General features: G+C 69.2%; 16 protein-coding genes. All 16 read left to right on the top strand.

From position 1 onward, the window contains the following. The first annotated feature begins 1 nt into the window (after window position 1). On the top strand, window positions 2-2,713 hold the full coding sequence (locus tag ABT070_RS36535; RefSeq protein WP_351767203.1) for a hypothetical protein: 2,712 nt from the start codon (window positions 2-4) through the stop codon (window positions 2,711-2,713). Then, window positions 2,710-3,861 (top strand): C40 family peptidase, encoded by a 1,152-nt coding sequence (locus tag ABT070_RS36530; protein WP_351767202.1) that lies wholly within the window; start codon window positions 2,710-2,712, stop codon window positions 3,859-3,861. Before ABT070_RS36535 ends, ABT070_RS36530 begins: the two co-directional genes overlap by 4 nt. Beyond that, the gene (locus ABT070_RS36525; RefSeq protein WP_351767201.1) at window positions 3,858-4,505 is read left to right on the top strand and encodes a hypothetical protein; all 648 of its coding nucleotides are present in this window, start codon (window positions 3,858-3,860) and stop codon (window positions 4,503-4,505) included. Before ABT070_RS36530 ends, ABT070_RS36525 begins: the two co-directional genes overlap by 4 nt. Continuing rightward, a complete protein-coding gene (locus tag ABT070_RS36520; RefSeq protein WP_351767200.1) occupies window positions 4,481-7,099 on the top strand; it encodes an ATP/GTP-binding protein in 2,619 nt (872 codons plus the stop codon). The genes ABT070_RS36525 and ABT070_RS36520 overlap by 25 nt, the downstream gene beginning before the upstream one ends. A gap of 1,649 nt (window positions 7,100-8,748) precedes the next feature. Further along, on the top strand, window positions 8,749-9,024 hold the full coding sequence (locus tag ABT070_RS36515; RefSeq protein ID WP_351767199.1) for a hypothetical protein: 276 nt from the start codon (window positions 8,749-8,751) through the stop codon (window positions 9,022-9,024). A gap of 81 nt (window positions 9,025-9,105) precedes the next feature. Beyond that, window positions 9,106-9,750 carry an SAF domain-containing protein gene (locus ABT070_RS36510; RefSeq protein ID WP_351767271.1) on the top strand — a complete coding sequence of 215 codons (645 nt, stop codon included), beginning with the start codon at window positions 9,106-9,108 and terminating at the stop codon, window positions 9,748-9,750. Continuing rightward, a complete protein-coding gene (locus ABT070_RS36505; RefSeq protein WP_351767198.1) occupies window positions 9,750-10,577 on the top strand; it encodes a CpaE/TadZ family protein in 828 nt (275 codons plus the stop codon). The genes ABT070_RS36510 and ABT070_RS36505 overlap by 1 nt, the downstream gene beginning before the upstream one ends. Beyond that, the gene (locus ABT070_RS36500; protein WP_351767197.1) at window positions 10,567-12,078 is read left to right on the top strand and encodes a TadA family conjugal transfer-associated ATPase; all 1,512 of its coding nucleotides are present in this window, start codon (window positions 10,567-10,569) and stop codon (window positions 12,076-12,078) included. The genes ABT070_RS36505 and ABT070_RS36500 overlap by 11 nt, the downstream gene beginning before the upstream one ends. Next, window positions 12,075-13,025 (top strand): type II secretion system F family protein, encoded by a 951-nt coding sequence (locus ABT070_RS36495; protein ID WP_351767196.1) that lies wholly within the window; start codon window positions 12,075-12,077, stop codon window positions 13,023-13,025. The genes ABT070_RS36500 and ABT070_RS36495 overlap by 4 nt, the downstream gene beginning before the upstream one ends. Next, window positions 13,022-13,906: a type II secretion system F family protein gene (locus ABT070_RS36490; RefSeq protein WP_351767195.1), complete on the top strand. Its 885-nt coding sequence runs from the start codon at window positions 13,022-13,024 to the stop codon at window positions 13,904-13,906. Before ABT070_RS36495 ends, ABT070_RS36490 begins: the two co-directional genes overlap by 4 nt. Before the next feature lie 52 nt (window positions 13,907-13,958). Next, on the top strand, window positions 13,959-14,186 hold the full coding sequence (locus ABT070_RS36485) for a hypothetical protein (RefSeq protein ID WP_351767194.1): 228 nt from the start codon (window positions 13,959-13,961) through the stop codon (window positions 14,184-14,186). Continuing rightward, a complete protein-coding gene (locus ABT070_RS36480; protein WP_351767193.1) occupies window positions 14,183-14,608 on the top strand; it encodes a TadE family protein in 426 nt (141 codons plus the stop codon). Before ABT070_RS36485 ends, ABT070_RS36480 begins: the two co-directional genes overlap by 4 nt. Continuing rightward, the gene (locus tag ABT070_RS36475; protein WP_351767192.1) at window positions 14,605-15,066 is read left to right on the top strand and encodes a TadE/TadG family type IV pilus assembly protein; all 462 of its coding nucleotides are present in this window, start codon (window positions 14,605-14,607) and stop codon (window positions 15,064-15,066) included. Before ABT070_RS36480 ends, ABT070_RS36475 begins: the two co-directional genes overlap by 4 nt. Further along, the gene (locus ABT070_RS36470) at window positions 15,066-15,518 is read left to right on the top strand and encodes a pilus assembly protein TadG-related protein (protein WP_351767191.1); all 453 of its coding nucleotides are present in this window, start codon (window positions 15,066-15,068) and stop codon (window positions 15,516-15,518) included. The genes ABT070_RS36475 and ABT070_RS36470 overlap by 1 nt, the downstream gene beginning before the upstream one ends. Further along, the gene (locus ABT070_RS36465; protein WP_351767190.1) at window positions 15,518-18,928 is read left to right on the top strand and encodes a LysM peptidoglycan-binding domain-containing protein; all 3,411 of its coding nucleotides are present in this window, start codon (window positions 15,518-15,520) and stop codon (window positions 18,926-18,928) included. Before ABT070_RS36470 ends, ABT070_RS36465 begins: the two co-directional genes overlap by 1 nt. Then, the coding region (locus ABT070_RS36460; protein ID WP_351767189.1) for a hypothetical protein at window positions 18,925-19,207 on the top strand (283 nt) is incomplete at its 3' end. The genes ABT070_RS36465 and ABT070_RS36460, both read left to right, overlap by 4 nt.

Here is a 19,207-nt window from a genome sequence, read left to right as displayed (position 1 = left end):
CGTGTTCCGTCCAAACCGCACGACCGTACGTTCCGCCGGCTGCGTCGTGCTGCTCACCGGTGTGTTCGTCATGGTGAACAGCCAGGTTGTGTATGCGGCCAGCAGCAGTGAAACCGGTGACCTGCTCGCCCCGCTGAACATCTACTCGTCCGAGGGCATCCCGATCGACGGTTACGACCTGAACGCTTCAGGCGGCTCCATCGTCGCCTTCAAGACGCAGGCTCTGGCCTTCGCCCTGTCTGGACTGTTCACCCTCATCCGGCTGCTGGTCGGGCTGGCCGGGTGGGCGATCGAGGTCGCCTTCAGGCTCCCGCTGCTGAAGATCCTTACCCGCCCGGCGCAGAAGGTCGCCGACACCTACGACGACGTGGTCGTCGACACCCTCGGGCTGAAGGGTCTGTTGCTCGCGTGGGCGTTCGTCTTCGCCGGGTTCATGATCGTGCGCGGGCGGGTCGGCCGTGGTCTGGGCGAAATCTTCCTGACCCTGCTCATCGGGGCTTTCGCCGCCTCGGCTCTCATCCGCCCCGACACCCTTCTCTCCCAGGAAGGACCGCTAGGACAGTCCCAGCAGGTGGCCGCCGAGGTGGCCCAGCAGAGCGTCAACTCCTACGACTGGGGCGGCAAGAGCGCCGGCTACGACCCTTGTGCGGGCATGGCCGGCAACGCGGAGATCAAGTGCGAGGAACAGAAGGGCGAAGGGCCGGTCTCTTCAACGGAAGTGGCCCGTCCTATCCAGGACAGCATCACCAACGCCTTGATCGTCAAGCCGTACATGCTCCTTCAGTACGGACGCATCCTCGACCCGGCCAAGCCTGCCGACCGCAAGGCCTACGCCGTCCACCTGAAGTGGATCACCGGCGGCTACCAGGCGGGCACCGCCCACGTCACCGACAAGGGCAAGAAGGCCTGCGCCAAGATCATCGGCGAGGCTAAGGAGTACTGCGAACGCGGATACGTCGAAGGCGTCGAGAACGCTGACGGCAGCGGCGACGGCCTTCCACCCATCACGTCCGGCAGCGAACTGCTGGACACGTCCAGCGCGCTGATCACCGACGAGGACCGCGAGTTCAATGCCTTCCTCTCGGACCTGAAGAAGGCCAGCGATGTCGGCAAGTCCTGCGCCGCCTACGCCGAGAAGCCCACCTGGTGGCGGGTCGGCGGCGCCGCCCTGCTATTGATCGCCGCACTGTTCCTCTGCGGCATGCTGCTCTCCTCGGCGATCGTGTTGCTGGGCACCCAGGGCATCTGCGCGGGCGCGGCGGCCGTCGGCGGCGTCACCTTCGTCGCGGGCATGCTGCCCGGGCCCGCGCGCAAGAGCGTGTGGAAGTGGCTGTCGATCTGGGGCATCGCAGTCCTGGCCGTAGTCGCCATCTGTGCGTTCATCCCGTTCTTCGGCATTGCCATCGACGCCACCATCACCGACGGGCCCGACCTGGTGGTGGAGCGGATCCTGCTCATCGACGTCCTCGCCATCGCCGGCGCGGCCGGGCACCGCCGCCTGCTGACCGGCATCACCTCCTTCGGCCGGCGCATGGCCATGCGCATGCGGTACGCCAAGGTCGGCGGCACCCACCTGCCCGGCGACACCTCCGAGCTCGGCGCCGCGCTCGCCATGAACTCCCCCGCCGCAACGGGCGGATACGGCGGCGGGCTACGCATGTTCACCGGCGGCCGGTACGGGCTGCTCGGCACCCGGCAACGGCTGATGGGCGCGCTCACCTCGTTGCTCGACGGTGCAGGCATGCCGGTGGACACCGGCGCGATCCTCGCCGATGCCACGGCCGAAGCCGGGCGAGGGCTGGCCCCGCTGACCGCGGCCGCAGCCGTGGGCGGGCTGGGCGCACGACTCGGCGCGAAGGGCGCGCACTGGCTGCTCATCGGCCGTCGGCCGGACAGAGAGCAGTTGGCCAAGTGGCGCAAGCCCACCGCCGACGGCGACCCGGAGACGAGCGCGGGCGAGTCGTCGGACGGCGGGGACGGTGGCTCAGGCGGCCCAGGGCCGCGTCGGCCTGCAGGCCCGCCCGACCGGTATCGCAACGAGCAGGGGCAGGTCGTAGACCGCAGCACGGGCCAGGTGCTGCACGACCAGAGCAGCGACCGGACACTGCTGTCGACCCGGGCCCATAACCGGTTGGTCCGCTTCCGCGGGTATCGCATCCTCAACCGCGGGGGCCGGGTCGCGTACGGGGCATCGTTCGGCCTGCCGGCCGGCGTCCGCCGGGTGCGGTCGGGTGGCTCGCGCTACTCCCAGGACGCCCGCCAGCAGGTGCGGGTGTGGGGCAACACCGTCCGCGAGGACGGCCGGGCCTGGAGAGAGACCGGGCGTCACGTGGGCCAGGTCCTGCGGGAGAACAGCGACGCCGGCGGACCGGGTCCATTCGCCAGCCGCCGGCTGACGACCGCGGACACACCGGCCGCCACCCCCCGACACGCACCCCGTCCGACCTCCGCCCCCGCACGGCGCACTCCGCCTACGGGCGGTCCCATGGCAACTCCGCCCTCGACGCCGCGTCGGCGCCGGGACGACCCTGTGCCGCGGCCTGGGCCCGATATCAGCGGGCCGGTTCTTCCCGGGGTGGGCACAGCACGCAGTCGGGCGCGTGAGGAGGCACGGGACCGGATGCAGGAGCTGATACGGCGGACCGCGCCCGAAGCCGAACGCCTGCGTCAAGAGCGCGCTCAGCGGCGCAACGAAGACGGTGAAGACGAATGACCCGGCCTGGACTCCGCATCCGGCGATGGGGCTGCATGGTGGCGCTGATGATGTTCGCCGCTGTGTGCTGTGCCGCACCGGTCGGGAACGCGATCAGCGCGTACGTCGCACTGCAGAACGGGCTCCAGGACGACGGTGGAATCGCCGACGGCGGCACCGCCGCGGACATCCCTGCGCGGATGCTGACCGCCTACAAGAAGGCGGTCCAGCAGATTGGGACGTACAGGCCCACGTGCCAGGGCATGCGCTGGCCGATCCTGGCCGGGATCGCCAAGGTCGAGTCGAACCACGCCATCGGCCGCAGCGTCGCCGCAGGCGGCGACATCACCCCGAAGATCTACGGTGTGCTCCTCAACGGCTCGGGGACCGGCCAGAACAACACCATCTTCCCCGACACCGACAGCGGCAAGTGGGACGGCACCTCCAGCGGGGAGCGCGCGGTCGGTCCGTTCCAGTTCCTGCCGTCCACCTGGGAGGGCTTCGGCGAGGATGCGAACGGGGACAAAACGGCCGACCCGCACAACGCCGACGACGCAGCCCTCGGGGCTGCCGTCTATCTGTGCGGCAGCGGACGGGACTTGACCAAGCGCGCTCAACTCAACGCCGCGATCTTCCAGTACAACCACTCCGGTGAGTACGTGGCGAACGTGCTCGGCTGGATCGACCAGTACACGGCGGCCGCGAAGGACCCGGATCTGAAGAACGTGCCGGGGAAGGTCCGCACGGTCATCGAGGCGGCCCTCTCTCAGCGCGGTGTGCCCTACTCGTGGGGTGGCGGCAACGCGAGCGGCACGTCGTATGGCATCTGCTGTTCGCCCAGCGGCAAGAGCGGCGCGAGCATCAAAGGCTTCGACTGCTCGGGCTTGACCGTGTACGCCTACGCCAAGGTCGGCATCCGCCTGCCGCGTACCGCAGCTGCGCAGGCTGGTGTCGGCCAGCGGATACCCGCTGGTCTCGGGGCGGACGCGCTCAAGGCCGGCGACCTCGTCTTCTACGCCGACGCCCCAGGCCGGGACGCGACGATCTATCACGTCGGGATCTACCTCGGCAGCGGGCAGATGGTCGACGCCCCCAGGCCGGGTGCCGTCGTCCGCCTGGATGCGGTCAACGCCATGTCGGGATACGCAGGAGGGGCCCGGCTGCTATGACCATCTCACCGGCGCGTTCGCCGCGCCTGCTGCTGATCACCACCGTTGTCCTGGCCGGGGCCGGGGTGATCCTGCTGACGGTGCCGCATGCGCCGGGCGCACTCGCAACCTCGGCACCACCGCGCACGACCGCTCCCACGTCGCACCCCACGCCAACCGCTCCAAGCAGCCGCACTGCGCAGGCCAGCGCGCCCTCGCCGGCCATAGCCTCCGCCCCATCGACGCAGTCGGCCAGTGCATCCACGCCACCACCGCACGGCGAGGGCGTGGCAGGCGATGCCGCCATCCAGAAGTCACTGGAGGACGCCTGGCCCGCCGACGTGGCCTCCGACGACGAACACAAGCTCCTCGCCGCTGGCTGTGGCCTGCTGCGGGCCGACGCCACCGGCATTGGCCGCAGCGCGTGGCCCGTGGTCTTCGCCAACCTGGACCAGGCGATCGCACCGGCGTTTGCCACCGCCAGCTTCCGTATCCAGGCCGCCATCGCCCGCCGCGATGGCAGCCCGGACAAGGCGGTAGTGCACCTGGTGTGGGCGGGCACCGACCGCGGCGGCACCTACACCGACCGGCGCATCACCAACTGGTACTTCACCCGCACTTCGACGAAAGGAACATCCACGTGGACGTCTCAGCCCCGTACTTGACGCACCGGGCCGATCACACAGCGGCCGGTCAGGTCCTCGGTCTGCTGACCGGCCTGGTCAACGCCAGAGACTGGGTGATCACTTACTGGTATGTGCCCATGGCAGCCGTCCTCGTCGTCTGGGCCGTGAGCGAGATGGTGGTGCGCCGTCTGGCGAGGAAGGCCTCGGCCGAGCGGATGGCGCTGGAACTCGTGCCGTCGCAGCACTTCGACCCCGGCCTGGAGGAAATCTTCCGCCGTGGGGTCCAGCTCGCCCGGGCCTCGACGAGCATGCCGTGGTGGGCACCGCGCCGGTCAAAGGCGGTACAGGTCCGGCTGCGCGCCGACGGCTCGAGCCCCTTGCGCTACCGGATCGAAGGCCCCGCCGGCGGCGAACGCCTGCTGTCGATCACGCCCTTCGGACCGGCCGTCACCGTGAAACGGGCCCGTCCCCTCGCCGACAAGCCGCGCAAGCATGTGGTGCGGGCGGAGTTCATCCTGCGCGGCAAGCCCACAGCTCCCCTGCGTGACGTGCCGCTGGACCCGGACCCATTACAGCCACTGATCGATGCCGTCTGCGACCTGCGCGCGGAGCTGGGTGACCTGGCTGAGGTGCGGCTCGACATCCAGCGCGCCCCGAAGTGGACGCTGCGGGCGCGCCGTGTGCAGCTGATGGCGGACGCCCGGCGCCGGGAGCGGCGGGAAGCGCAGCGGGCCGCCAGATGGATGCGCCACGATGCGGGCAGCGTCGAGGAGTCTCTGGCCTGGCATGTGCAGCAGCTGGTGGGCGGTAAGCCGAGCGGGGGCGGGCGCCGTCTCGTCATGCCGCCCGTGCCCCGCCGCGTCGACCCCCAGGATGCGCTCGGCAAGCTTGCCGAGGACGATCACCTGGTCCGTGTGCAACTGCTCGTGATGTGTGCCTCGAACACCGAAGGCCGAGCCGAGGCCCGGCTCGGCCAGCTCCAGGCCGCCTTCGACGTTTTCGGCGGCGGATCGCGGTGGGCGATGCGCGGCTGGCTCGTAGGCCCATGGCGGTTCGGAGCCGACCGCTGGCCCAGCCGGCGCGCCTTCGAGCGCCGCTGGAATCTCAGGCACTGCCAGCCGCCCCGCCCGAACTGGGTGCGCCTGGAAGAGCTCACCGGCCTGCTCAAGCCGCCCACGGTGCACTGCCGGATGCCGCTGCTGCCCGCAGACTTGCCGACCTTCGAGTTCGGCAACCCCAAGCTGCTGCTGCAAGGCATCTACCGGGCCCCCGGCGGCCGCCGGCGCCTGGTCGCCACCTACGCCGCAGAGACGCTGTTCGAAGTCGGGGTGGGCAAAGCAGGCGGTGGCAAGACCGAACGTGCGCTGGCCCAGGCGATCGGCTGGGCCCATGCCGGAGGCGGGCTGTTGTTCGTTGACCCGCACCGCGACTCCTGGCCCCGCGCCCTGCCGTTCTTGGCCCATGACACGCTAATGCAGCGCATCGCTCTCATCGACCTGAACGCCCACAGGCCGGCGCCACAGCTGAGTTCATGGAACCCGCTCGGCATGCACCAGGACCAGGTGGCGCACGAGGTCGTTGAGGCCACCGCAGACGCCTTCGCCTCCGCGCTCGGCTGGGACGACGCCAGCGCACCGCGCGCGCTGACCATCCTCACTGCGGCCCTGGCGGTGCTGGTGGCCATCAACGAGACAGCGTGCCGGGCCGGACGGCCCGAGGACCAAAGCACCGTCTTCCACGTGCGGGCGCTGCTCACCGACCCAGCCTTCCGCACTGCGGCACTCGCTGCTGTGGAGGGGCGCCTCGACGAAGAGACCCGTTCCTGGTGGCAGACGATGCTCCCCGTCCTGCCCGCCGACTCCTTCGCCGTGCTCCTCAACCCCATCGCCCGCCTCGCCGCCAACCCCGTCACCCGCGCCTTCCTCGGCCAGCCCGCCGGCGCATACAACATCCGCGCCGCGATGGATTCGAAGATGATCGTGTGGGTATGCCCGGGCGGCAACGGACCCACCGACCGGCTGATCACTGCGCTCCTCGCCCGAGACCTACTGCGCGCCGTGCGCTCCCGCCGAGACACCCCCGAAGCCCAACGAGCACCATTCCGCCCCTACTTCGACGAGCTCATCACCCTCACCGGCGCAGCCCCGGAAACGATCGCCTCCATGTTCGAAGACTTCCGCAAATACCGCGTCCACGTCCACGGCATGACCCAGCTCCTGGCCCGCCTACCCGCCCCCGTACGCCTGTCCCTGGTCCAGAATGCCTCCACTCTCGCCTCGACCGCCGGCTCGCAGTCCGCCATCGCCGCGATCACCGCCGAATGGGGCGACCACCCCAGCCCCGCCCTCGTCGCCGCCCTCGACCGGTACGAGCATTACATCTCGCTGACCGTCAACGGCCGACGCACCGGCCCAGTCCAGATCACCGGCCCGCACCTCGACGCCGTCTTCGCAAACTACGCCCGCCCTCACCAGACGGCAGCCCTGGAACGCGCGGCCCAGGCAAAAGCCGGCGCCGCCCCACTGCAACACCTCACAGCACGGGCCGCCGGCCAACTCGCCCGCGTCATCAGCTTCCTCGCCCAACACACCCCTGCCACCCCCGCCGCCCGGATACAGAAGGGATACCAGTGACCACCCCGCCACACCTGCACGAGCCCAGCACACCCCCCAGCCCCGCAGAACGCTCCCCCCACCAGCCCCTGATCGCAATCACCCAACACTGCATGCCACCACCAGCCAGCTCCACACCCTGCTGCGCCCCCCACCGCCTGTTCGGAAACATCGTGCTGCCCGCGCCCACCTAGCCTTCGTCACCGCCGCCCGACGCCGCGGCGACGAACACAACCCTCTCGACTGGACCCCCGAGGTCTCCCACCCGCTCGCGACGCCGAACGCGTCATCGCTGACCCCGCCCTGCGCTACGCCCTCACCAGCGACGGCTACGAAGCTACGGGCGTTCGCCGAGACCGACCGGACCACCATGGGCAGCGACGGCCTCGCTTCCAAACCGATCGAGTACGCACGCCGGCGGCCGTACCAGTCCCAGCCCGCCAGCCGCCGCCCCAGACAGCAGACTGCCACCGGCCCAGCCTGGCTGCGCTGGTACCCCGTCTTCACCCGGGTGCTGTTCGCACTGACCGGAGCCTCCCGGCACGTCCTGAATCCACATCAGCGACCTGCTGGACGCCCTGAGCCGGCGGCACGTCGCGGCCATGGACCGAACCGTGACGCCAGGGGGTTGATGCAGCCGAATGTCGCAGCCCTGCAACGGCCCACCAAACCACTCGACATTTACATAAGCGAACAAGTAATTTACCAATGCACATCGCGAGGGGCCCACCACTCGCCGCACCCAAAGACGAACTGGAGGCGCCAGATGGAGTCGGCAGTCGACTCGACTCACCAGAGCGAAGATCCATGGAACTGCACACCCTCCACCCCGACCAGGTCTGCCAGCCACATCGGGGGCGCCTGGGTACTGCAGGGGGTCGAAAACTATGAACTGGAAGACCTCAACGAACTCCGCCGCAGGTTCCCCTACCGGCGCGTCACTCTCGACGGAGACGTGATCACCGTTTGGCCACCTTTCACCGAGCTCGAGCCCAGTCCGATACACCACCCCCCACACACGGAACAGGGGCGGCCGGTCCGTTTCCCGTATCCCATTCCAGCCATATCACGCCAGGCGCCCCAACAGCCCCACGAGTCCCAGCATGCCTCGGCCAGTCACCCCGGCTAGGAGACCGCCGACCACAGTCCGCCCGCGTATCACATGAAATCATCTCAATCTGATTCGCGCCGCAGAGGCGCCCGAGCAACAACAGCCGGACGCCGCAGCACATTGCGCACCTCAACTTCACAGCCAAAAACCCAACGCACCAAGCAGGCTGACGAACAAACACTCGAATCAGGCCGCAGGCATATGCGTAAATTGCGATCACTCAACGCATCACCGCAGCCGACCCGGCCGCCGTTCTGGACTGCCTGCGCGTGGGCGCCTGGAGCAGCGGTCGTACCGCACCGCGTCGTACGGGGAGACAACGTGACTGCAACACAACCGCGCTCTTCGCGAATGAGCACTACCGCTGTTCGCACCCGAAAGCACACAACTGCCTTGCTGCTGGCGGGCAGCCTGGTGGCGCTGGCCGGTTGTAGCGACAGCAGCAGCGATTCGGATGCGTCACCGTCCGTGGATGTGGGTCAACCAGGGCACCACGACCTACGGACCGAACACCGCATCGGCGTCGGCGGGCGGGGTGACCGTCACTGGGACAGCCAGGGTGCCGAAGATCGCCTGGCAGATGGGTGACGGCGTCTCCGTGACATGCAGCGGCCCAGGCACGTCCAACCAGGCATCCGCGGGCATGACTCAGTCGCCGACCTGCGGACACGTGTATTCCAAGACCTCATCCGCCGCCCGGAACGGCAAGTACCCGGTGACCGTGGCTTCGATGTGGACGATCAACTGGCAGGACGGCGGACAAGCCGGCCAGCTCACCGAAGTCCGTCAGACCAACGTGCAGGTGTCGGTCGGTGAAGTACAGGTCGTCAGGTAGCGCCGCCGGAAGGAGAGAACGGTGAGTAAGACCCAAGAACGATTAGGCACAGCCCCGAACGGTCTCCCCCCGCAGGGGCGCGTGGCCCCCGCGGTCGCTCCGCCCCGTGTGTCGGCTCGCAGGCGTCGACCGGGTGTCATCGCCCTGTCGTTGGCGCTGATCGCCGCCGGAGGTGCCGGTGTCGCCGTCCTGCTGATACAGGTCGGCAACCGCACCGACGTAGTGACGGTGGTCCGCGACGTCCAGGTCGGCCAGGTCATCACGGAAAACGACCTGGGCAAGACCTCCATCGCCTTGGACCCAGCCGTCAAGGCGGTGCGCTCCCAGGACATGGACTCGGTGGTGGGCAAACGGGCCGCTGTAGAGCTCAAGCCGGGCTCTCTCCTCGCGCCCTCGCAGGTGACGAAGGACTCGCTGGTGCAGGCGGGCGAGCAGCTGGTGCCGATCGGTCTCGAGCCCAAGCAGATCCCTGCCACGGCGCTGGTGCCGGGCCAGAAAGTTCAGCTGGTGCACGTCTTCGTCCAGGGGGCGACGGACACCGGCGAGGCGTCCGATGCCACGCTGCAGACCATCGGCGGCCGGATCGTGAAGGCATCTGGAGCAGCTCCCGGCACCGGGATCGTGGTGGTCGACGTCGCCACCTCTGCCACGGACGGTCCCCGGGCTGCCGCATGGGTAGCTGCCGGCGCGCTGCGCCTGGTCCTCGCCGCCCCGGACGGTAGCTGATGGCTGTCATCGCCCTGGCGGGATGCAGCGGGGCGCCCGGAGTGACCACCACCGCGTTAGCGTTGCTGCTGTCCTGGCCGCTGGAATCGGGGCGGCGGATGATCCTGGCCGAGTGTGACCCGGACGGCGGGTCTGTGCTGCATGGGCTCCTGCAAGGCACGCTCGGGGACCGCTACGGGCTGCGGAACCTCTCGGTCGCCGCCCGGCAGGGCGACCTCGGCAACGCGTTCTGGCGTCAGCTGATCGACCTGAGCAGCGAAGACGGCAAAAGCGAGGCGTCGCACGACCGGCTGCTGCTGCCGGGAATCACCGATCCCGCGCAGGCGGCGAGCCTGGGCTCGGTGTGGAAGGCGTTGGGGGTCATCTTTCGTGGCATCGCGGCCGAGCACGGTCACGACGTTCTGATCGACCTCGGCCGCCGGGGTGCGTTCGGGCCGTCCGGTGTGCTGGCAGAGCAGGCCGACGCCGTGTTCGTGGTCGTGCGCAACACGCTGCGTTGCCTGCAAGCGGCAGAGGGCCGGGTGCGTGCGCTGGAGGAACGGATCGGCGACGTCAGTGTGGTGATGGTCAACGAGGGTCCGTATCCGGCAGGTGAGGTGCAGCGGGTGCTGCAAGTGCCCGTCGTCGCGACGCTGCCATACGCACCGAAGGACGCTCAGGTGCTGTCCGATGGCGGTGAGCAGCCGCGCCACTTCACTCGGTCGGCGCTGATGAAGGCAGCCAGGACGGGCAGCACACTGCTCGTGCAGCGGGCTGCCCTGCGGCGGGCCCGCCTCGATCCGGCCGGCGTGAGTATCGCAGTGGGCGGGGTGACGCGTGCGCGGTAAGCCCTTACACACCGATCCCATCGTGGCACCGGCGCCCGGCGGCCCACAGCCGGGCCGGCAGCAGCCACCGCCCTACCCGGCGAACGGCGCGTCGCCCCCTGCCGGAGGAACCTCGACTACCCACGTACTCGGAACCGGCGTCCCGCAACTCACTGTCGATTACAAGGTCGCCCGGCACATCGCTGCACAGATCGCCAAGCAGCGCGAGGAGCTGCTCAAGACGACACCGGACATGGACCGGGCGAGCGAGGAGCAGCGCTGCCTGGACTGGATTAACGAGGCCGTCGCCCTGTGGTCGGATGCCCAGGCGATGGCGCCACAGGAAGACGAAACGCTGCGGCGTGCCGTCTACGATCTGCTCTTTCGCGCCGGCCGGCTCCAGCCGTACCTGGACGATGACCGGGTCGAAGACATCATCATCCAGGGCCCGAGCGAGGTGTGGCTCGACTACGGCGATGGTGAACGTCGCATGGTCGGGCCGATCGCCGACTCGGAAGAGGAACTCCTTGAACTGTTGCGGGAGTTGGCTCGGAGTTCCGGGCACAACGAGCGCACCATCTCCACGGCGAACCCCACGCTGGCCCTGTCCCTTCAGGACGGCTCCCGACTTCAGGCGATCACTGGGCTCGGGCCGATGACCTATGCGGTCATCCGCCGGCACCGGGTCTCGCACGCCGACCTGGACGACCTGGTCCGGCTGGGCACGATCGACCCGATCCTGCGCGAGTTCCTCGGAGCGTGTGTGCGCGCGGAGAAGAACATCATGATCGCGGGAAAGCAGAAGGCCGGGAAGACCACGTTGCTGCGGGCGCTACTCAAGGAGTTCGCCCCTGAGACGCGGTTTGCCACCGTACAGACCGAGGACGAACTGTTCACCCACACCAATGGATTCCACCGGCAGGTGGTTTCTCTGGTCGGGCGTGAGTCCAACGGGGAGAAGGACGTCACCGGGCGCGGCGCCGGCGAGGTCACGCTCCTGGACCTGATGCACCCGGCGCTGCGGATGTCGCTGGAGCGGATCGTGGTCGGCGAGGTCCGCGGCCCCGAGGTCGTCGCGATGATGCAGGCGTTGACGAACGGCTCAGGCGGCAACCTGTGCACTATCCATGCCCGGCGCCCGGACATCATCTTCGACCGGATCGCCGAGCTGTACGCGCTCGCCCAGGAGAACCTGTCTGAGCAGCTCGCGTACCGGCAGACCGCAAACGGCCTGGACTTCATCGTGTATGTCGGCATGACGGACGAGACGCAGATCGGCGGCCGCCGCCACCGCTACGTCTCCCACGTACTGGAACTCACCGGGATCGGCGAGAACGGCCGTCCGGCCACGAACACCGTCTTCTCCCCCGGTAGCGAGTTCGGTGACCTGCGGGCCGTTCCCCGGATGGACCCGGGCTGCATCGACGACCTGCGCCGCGTCGGCTTCGAACCCTCGCTGCTCCAGCAGGCTTACGGGGCCTGGCAGGCGCCGCTACCACTGCTGGTGGAGGCGCGCCGATGACTGTGCTGTGGGGGTTGCTCAGTGGAATGGCCGTCATCGGCGGGCTGATCGGCGTCGTCGCCGGGATCGCGGGAACGACGGCGCCGCGCCGGACCCCGCTACGGCAGCGGTGGCAGGCTCTACGCGCCCGGAATGACCAGGGTGAGGATGCCCGGCTGCGTCGGCGGCCCCTCACGGTCGCAGCCGCCGTCGTCTTCGCAGCCGTCTGGCTGGTCTCGGGGAACTTCGTGGGCGGCACGCTCCTGAGCGCCGCGGTCATCGGTGTGCCCTGGCTGATCGCCCCGGCCCAGATGGCGCAGGACCGCATCGGCCAGCTGGAAGCCTTGAGCGAGTGGACCCAGCGCCTGGCCGGCCTGCTGCGCCTCGGCATGGGCCTGGAGCAGGCGATGATGACCAGCCGCAAGGGCGCACCGGACGAACTCGCACCGCAGATCGTCACCTTGTCCGACCGGCTGCGCCTGGGGTGGCGGCCGGAAGGAGCGCTCCGCGCGTTCGCCGACGAGCTGAACGATGTGACGGCGGACAAGGTGGTCGCTGCGCTCATCCTGTCGGTCACCGACCGCGGCCCAGGGCTGGCTCAGGCGCTGGAGGACCTGGCGGGCACGGTTCGCGACGAGGTCGCGAAGAAACGCGCCATCGAAGCGGACCGGGCGAAGCCGCGGACCACAGTGCGGTGGATGACCGTCATCACGGTGGGCGTCGTGGCGGCCGGGTTCTTCGTGCCCTCGTACACGAAGCCCTACTCCACCCTCCTGGGACAGCTGGTGCTCGCCTTGCTGACGGCCGGGTTCATCGCGGTCCTCGCCCTGATGCGGCAGCTGGGATCCTTCCGCCATATACCCCGCTTCATGATCACCGATCCCTTCAGTACGGTCCGACTGCCCGCGCCCTCGACGGAGCCGGACGTGCCGGGCACCGGGCATGAGCCGGAAGGAGCCACCTCATGAACGTGCTCCCCGTCGTGGCGGCCGGCGGCACGGTCGGCGCCGGCCTTGCCTTACTGGTGCGGGAACTCTTCCGCCCCCAGCCCGCATTGGGGCCAGCCCTCGCCCGCAGCGCGCCAGCCGCCTTGACCAGGCCCGCACCGGACCTGGACCGTGAGGAGGTGTGGGGCCGTTGGCTACTGGCCCGTCTCGAGCGCCTGCCCGGCGTCCGGATCCCCACCAGCGACCTGTCGCTCATCGGCCAGGGTACGGGCCAGTTCATGCTCAAGAAGACGGCGCTCGCCGCGCTCGGCCTGCTCTGCCCGGTGATCGCGACGATCCCTTGGATCATCGCGGGTGCCTCGCTGCCGTTCTACGTGCCCGCCGGCGTCGGACTAATCATCGCGGGGCTGCTGTTCATCACCCCTGATCTCGCCGTGCGCGACCAAGCCAAGCGTGCGCGGCAGGAGTTCGCACACGCCCTGTCCGCCTACCTCGACCTGGTGGCGCTCAAACGGGCCGCCGACGCCGGCCCCGCAGAAGCACTGGAGAAGGCTGCCGAGGTCGGCCGCGGCTGGCCGTTCCTGTATCTCCAGGGGGCGCTGCGCCGGGCCCGGCTGGAGAAGATCCCTCCGTATCAGGCCCTCACGGAGCTGTCCGCCGAATATGGCTTGCCCGGTCTGGACGACCTCGCCGACATCATGCGGGGCTCGGCCACCGACGGCGCCGCCGTCTACACGGCGCTGAGGGCCCGCAGCGCCGCCCTCACCACCGAGTTGCTGGCCGATCAGAGCGCGGAAGCAAACGCCGCCAGCGAAAAGATGACCGCGCCAGGAGCCCTGCTCTCTGTGCTGGTCATGCTGCTGATGGCCTTCCCCGCAGTGATCCGCATGCTCACCGTCTGACCCCGCCCCGTCCTTTGATCTCAGCCTTTTCAGCCTCATGTGGGAGAACCCGATGAAGTACACCGCAGACCGCTTACACAGGACGCTGTCCAGCGCTGCCAGATGGATATCGACGCGCATAGAGGAAGGTCGGCAGGAACGCGAGCGCCGCCCGGACAGCGGCGACATCAGCATCACCACCGTCATCATCTGGGTGGCCGCCGTCACCGGCGCCGTACTCATCGCCGGAACGATCGCCATCGTGATCACCAAATACAACGGCAAGCTCTCTGGACTATGACCGTGATGAAGCGGTTGAAGCACTGGTGGCAACAGCGTCCAGGGAGTGACGACCGTGGGGATACCTCCATCCAGATGGCGATCATCTTCCCGTTCGTTGTCCTTGCGACGGTGGCCGTCATCCAGGTCTCCATGTGGTTCTACGCACGCCAAATCGCTCTGACGGCCGCTCGCGAAGGCCTCACCGCGGCCCGCTCGTATCAGTCGAGCCCCGCCGACGGCGCGGCCCGCACACGGGAGGTGCTCGCACGCACAGCAGGAGACAGTCTGGTCGGCTACAGCATTTCGGCCGGTAGCGACGGGCAGCGGGTGCGGGTGCAGGTTTCCGGGACGGCCATGTCGATGATCCCGGGCATCTCCGGTCTGCAGGTGACCCAATCTGCGTCCGGCCCCGTGGAGCGCTGGACGGAGCCCGCCGAGTGAACCACGTCCGGCACACGTCCCCATGGGCTCTCAGACTCCGCGGCGACGAGGGCAGCGTCGCCATCGAAGCAGCCGTCATCATCCCGCCGCTGATCATGTTTTTGTGTCTGGCCATCGCCGGCGGACGCATCGTCACCTCCGGCTCGAAGATCGACGCTGCGGCGGAGGACGCGGCCAGGGAAGCCTCCATCCACCGCACGGCGGCGGCTGCCCAAAGTGCCGCGCATGCGGCGGCCGCCGAATCCCTTAACGATCAGGGCATCACGTGCGCGTCGACTTCCGTCAGCGTCAGCACCGGCGGCCTGAGCGTCCCCGCTGGCCAAGTGGGCACCGTCAGCGTGACCGTGACCTGCACGGTCAGCCTGTCGGACCTGCTACTTCCGGGCGCGCCCGGCACGCGGACGCTCACGTCGACGGCGACCTCGGTCGTGGACCAGTACCGGCAGCGAGGTGCTTGATGTTCTTCCGGACCAGAGGGCTGAGCGGGAAGCGATGGGGCGACCAGGGTGGCGTCACCGTGTTCGTCGCCGTGTGCGTCCTCGCGCTGCTCGGCATCATCGGTGTCGCCGTGGACGGCGGTGCCAAGATGCGTGCGGTCGAGCGCGCCGACTACATCGCCGGGGAGGCGGCCCGCGCCGGCGGACAGGCCCTCGACCCCGCCCAGGCCATCAGCGGCAGCGCAATCGTCGTGGATGCGCAAGATGCCCGAGCCGCAGCCCAAGCCTACCTGCGTGCCGCCGGCGCCGCCGGCACGGTCAGCGTGTCGGGCGACGGCAAGACACTCACCGTCCGTGTCAGCGGCACCTACGACACGAAGTTCCTGTCTGCGGTCGGAATCGGCTCGCTGTCGGTGACCGGCCAGGGCAAGGCCACCCTCCTGCACGGCGTCACCGCTCCTGAAGGAAACTGATGCCCACCACCCACTCCCCCGCCGCAACATTGAGGCGCACCCTGGCCGGTGTTCTCAAGGCTGTGCTGAGTCTGGTCGTCCTGGCCGCCGCCATCGTGGGGCTGCCGCTGCTGCTGGTCTGGGTCACTCCGGTGATCTGGGCTTCCACCCATGACGACCTCAGACATCTACTGGACCGGCAGGACACCGGCGCAGCCTTCCTGCTGCTGCTGGTCGCGGTGGGCTGGTTCGGGTGGGCGCAGTTCAGTTTCTGCGCGGTGCGTGAACTGACCGCGCAGCTGCAGGGCCGGACCTGGCACGCTCCGCGAGGAATGGGCGTCTCGCAGCGCGCCGCGGCCCTGCTGGTGGGCAGCATCCTGGTGCTGCTGCCCGCGAGTTCGGCCCTGGCCTTTGATGCTCAGGCCGCACCGGCCACCTCTGCTGCCCGCATCCCGGGGCAGCCTACTCATGCGCCGAAAGCCGCTGATACGGATCAGTCCCTGATCACCAGCACACCGGCGTCTCGTACGTCTTACACGGTGCGCGAGGTGCGACCGGCCGAGAGTCTGTGGGGCATCGCCGAGCAGGAACTGGGGGACGGCGAGCGGTGGCGGGAGATCGCCTCCCTGAACGAGGGCCGCGTCATGCCCGACGGAGAGGTCTTCAAGGCCAGCAGCTTCCTGCGGCCCGGCTGGCAGTTGGACCTGCCCGAAGGCGTCGCCGGGGCGGGAGATGTCCGTACGCAGCTGGGAGACGGCCCTGCGGTATCTGGCGGGGGAAGCGAACATGCCGTCACGGTCCACTCGGGCGACTACTTGTCGAAGATCGCAGAAGAGCAGCTGGGCAACGGCAACAGGTGGCCCGCGTTGTTCGAGGCCAACGAGGGCAGGCCGCAGCCGCACGGCTTGCCCTCGATCACCGATCCGGACGTCATCTACGCAGGGCAGCAGATCATGGTTCCCAGCGGACAGCCAGGACAGCAGGCTTCGCCGCCAGATGGCGTCGATGGCGAGGCTCGCAACCAGGCGAGCACGGCTCCTCCAACAGCAGACGACGGCCAGGATCCGGGCGAGAGCACGGGTGGTGGGCAAGGACCCGCGCCAGGCCAGAGCACTGTGCCGACACCTCAGTCGTCGGTGCCCAGTACCTCGAGCAGCCGGCCCGCGGCACAGCCCGGCCAGGAGCATTCTGCTTCCGGCGCGGCCTCAGCGACGCCGCACCCGAGCAGTAGCGCCTCGTCGTCCGCCTCGGCTTCGGCTTCGCAGTCTGGTGCTGCTACTCCCTCCACCACAGCGTCCGGGACGCCGGCGCCAGCTCCGGAGGACAGGCCGCTGATGCTGCGTACGGTGCTGGGCGCCGGTGCGCTGCTCGCTGCCGCCATCACAGGTGCGCTCGCCCTGCGCCGGACGCTGCAGCGGCGTCGCCGCAAGCCAGGCGAGACGATCGCCATCGCTCCGGAAACCTCCCCCGCAGAGGCGAAGTTGGCTGCGGCCGCTGAACCGGCCGGCGCCACTCGCCTGGACACGGTGCTGAGGGCCATGGCCCACCGAACGACCCGGCAAGCAAGCACGACGCCGGCGCTGCGGGCCGCACGCATCGGTGCCCGCACGGTGGAAGTCCTCCCCGAAGATCTTGCCCAGCCGCCGCAGGAGCCCTTCGTCTCCGGGCAGGACGGCTGGTGGATCCTGGACTCCGACGCCGCCCTCCTGGACGAGAAAACCGCCCACAAAGAGCCGGCACCTTATCCGGGGCTGGTCACGGTCGGCAGCACCAAAGCGGGCGACCTTGTGCTGCTCAATCTCGCACCGGTCTCCGCCGTGCTGCTCGACGGCAATCCGGTACACATCACCGAGGTGTGCACCTCACTCGCTCTCGAGCTCGGGATGAGCCCGTGGGCGAGCGAGGTCGAAGTTGTAGCGGTCGGATTCGGCGAGGACCTCCCGCAGCTACTGCCCACTGCCCGGATCGCCCACATGCGCCACCCTACGCACGCACTGCGCGACCTGAGCGAACGGCTCCTCGAGGCCCACCAGATGCCCGAGACCCGTCACCAGCCCTACGTGCTGCTGTGCGCTTCGCCTCTGGATTCCGACACTGCGTGGGAGTTCGCCGACCTTATCGACAAGGCGGGAACGGTACCCGTGACCCTGATCGCCCCGGCCAGCACAACGGCCTCCCACTTCCCCGAGGCAGAAATCATCAACGCCTCCCTGAGCACGCCGCAGCACCTCGACTCCGCCGGTACCGAAATCACCGTCCAGCGCCTGGAGCACACCTCATACCTCCAGATCACCACCGCACTGCGCGTATCCGCGCAGCCGGCCCACCCCGCTGAGGGCCCATGGCAGAACGTCCCGGAAGAACCCGACGACGTTGCCCGGAGCGAGCGGACCGAGCCCCGGGAGCCAGTCGTGCCCGCACCCAACGCGGGCACGAGCCCGTCGGTGACACCGGCAGCTGGCGTGAGCGGCGAGATCTTCCCCGCCCTGCTCGCCGCCACCACCGACCCGGCCGGGCTTCGCCTGCTGCCGGCCACCGCGCCGTCGCCTCCATCAGAGGGAAGCCAAGACCCGGGAACCGAGACTCCGCCGCCCCAGGGCATAGAGGGATCCAAGCCTGAGCCTGACGCCGAGCGTGCCCCTGCGGCAAGCACAACGGCAGAGGCAAGCGCCGACGAGGGCGCAGCTCATGACCCGCGCGCACCGGAGATCCGTGTGCTGGGCCCGGTGGAGGTGACGGGCGTGGACAGCACCGGCCACGGCCCGCGGATGGCACAGCTTGCCGCGTTGTTGTACTTCAGGCCCGGGCGGAGCTCAGGTGCCGTGTGCTCCGACATGGACCCTGTCAGCCCGTGGGGACTAAGCACGCTCAACGCCCGGATGCAGGGCCTGCGCCGCTCCCTGGGCAGCGATCCGGACGGCAATCCCTACGTGCCGCGCCGCAAGACCGGCCAGGACCCCTACCGGCTCGTCCCCGCGGTGCGATGCGACTGGAGCCGATTCCTCCAGCTCGCCGAACGCGCTCTGCCGCTGGGTCCGGCTGGCCTGCCCGACCTGGAGAAGGCACTCACCCTGGTCCGCGGCACGCCATTCGGGGGCTCGCCGCTGCCCTGGGCCGAGCCTCACCAACAGGAGATGATCACGCGGATCATCGACGTGGCGCACACCGTGGCCACCTACCACACGGCCACAGGCACCCACCACGACCTCAGCGCAGCCCGACAGGCCGTCGCAACCGGTCTCGACGTCGACGACACCGCAGAACTCCTGTACCGCGACTGGTGCCGGATCGAACACGCCGCCGGGAACCGGCAAGGACTCCACACCGCCATCACCCGTGTCCAGCAGGTCAACCGGGCACTGGACTGTTCCTTGGAGACCGAAACCGAACAGCTCATCAACACCCTCCTCCACCCAGGCAACCGGCCATGACTCCACCCACCGTGCGCACCATCCCTCGTGAACCCCTCACACCGTTGCGCCGCCTCCCGGCGGCCTACCTCACCACAACAGGCAGTCGCCTGGCCGGACCCGCCCCACTACCGGCCCCCACACCGGCACACCAGCAGCCCGCCTCCCCACCCACCCACAGCCCTCTCGCGCCGGGCGCAGCCGTCCGCGTGCTCATCGGCGTGGTCGTGGCCGGCGCCGTGGTCATCGCCGGCATCGGCTTCGCCGGTTCGTACGCGGCCGTCCGGGAACTGGCCCTCG

The sequence above is a fragment of the Streptomyces sp. NPDC002884 genome (genome assembly GCF_040295245.1).
Lineage (GTDB): Bacteria > Actinomycetota > Actinomycetes > Streptomycetales > Streptomycetaceae > Streptomyces.
This window is presented reverse-complemented; position numbering and strand designations above follow the sequence as displayed.

What these genes read in the sequence shown, in the direction of transcription:
- ABT070_RS36530 (WP_351767202.1), top strand. Translation starts at nt 2,710, where the DNA reads ATGACCCGGCCTGGACTCCGCATCCGGCGATGGGGCTGCATGGTGGCG.
- ABT070_RS36525 (WP_351767201.1), top strand. Translation starts at nt 3,858, where the DNA reads ATGACCATCTCACCGGCGCGTTCGCCGCGCCTGCTGCTGATCACCACC.
- ABT070_RS36505 (WP_351767198.1), top strand. Translation starts at nt 9,750, where the DNA reads ATGGCTGTCATCGCCCTGGCGGGATGCAGCGGGGCGCCCGGAGTGACC.
- ABT070_RS36495 (WP_351767196.1), top strand. Translation starts at nt 12,075, where the DNA reads ATGACTGTGCTGTGGGGGTTGCTCAGTGGAATGGCCGTCATCGGCGGG.
- ABT070_RS36490 (WP_351767195.1), top strand. Translation starts at nt 13,022, where the DNA reads ATGAACGTGCTCCCCGTCGTGGCGGCCGGCGGCACGGTCGGCGCCGGC.
- ABT070_RS36485 (WP_351767194.1), top strand. Translation starts at nt 13,959, where the DNA reads ATGAAGTACACCGCAGACCGCTTACACAGGACGCTGTCCAGCGCTGCC.
- ABT070_RS36480 (WP_351767193.1), top strand. Translation starts at nt 14,183, where the DNA reads ATGACCGTGATGAAGCGGTTGAAGCACTGGTGGCAACAGCGTCCAGGG.
- ABT070_RS36470 (WP_351767191.1), top strand. Translation starts at nt 15,066, where the DNA reads ATGTTCTTCCGGACCAGAGGGCTGAGCGGGAAGCGATGGGGCGACCAG.
- ABT070_RS36465 (WP_351767190.1), top strand. Translation starts at nt 15,518, where the DNA reads ATGCCCACCACCCACTCCCCCGCCGCAACATTGAGGCGCACCCTGGCC.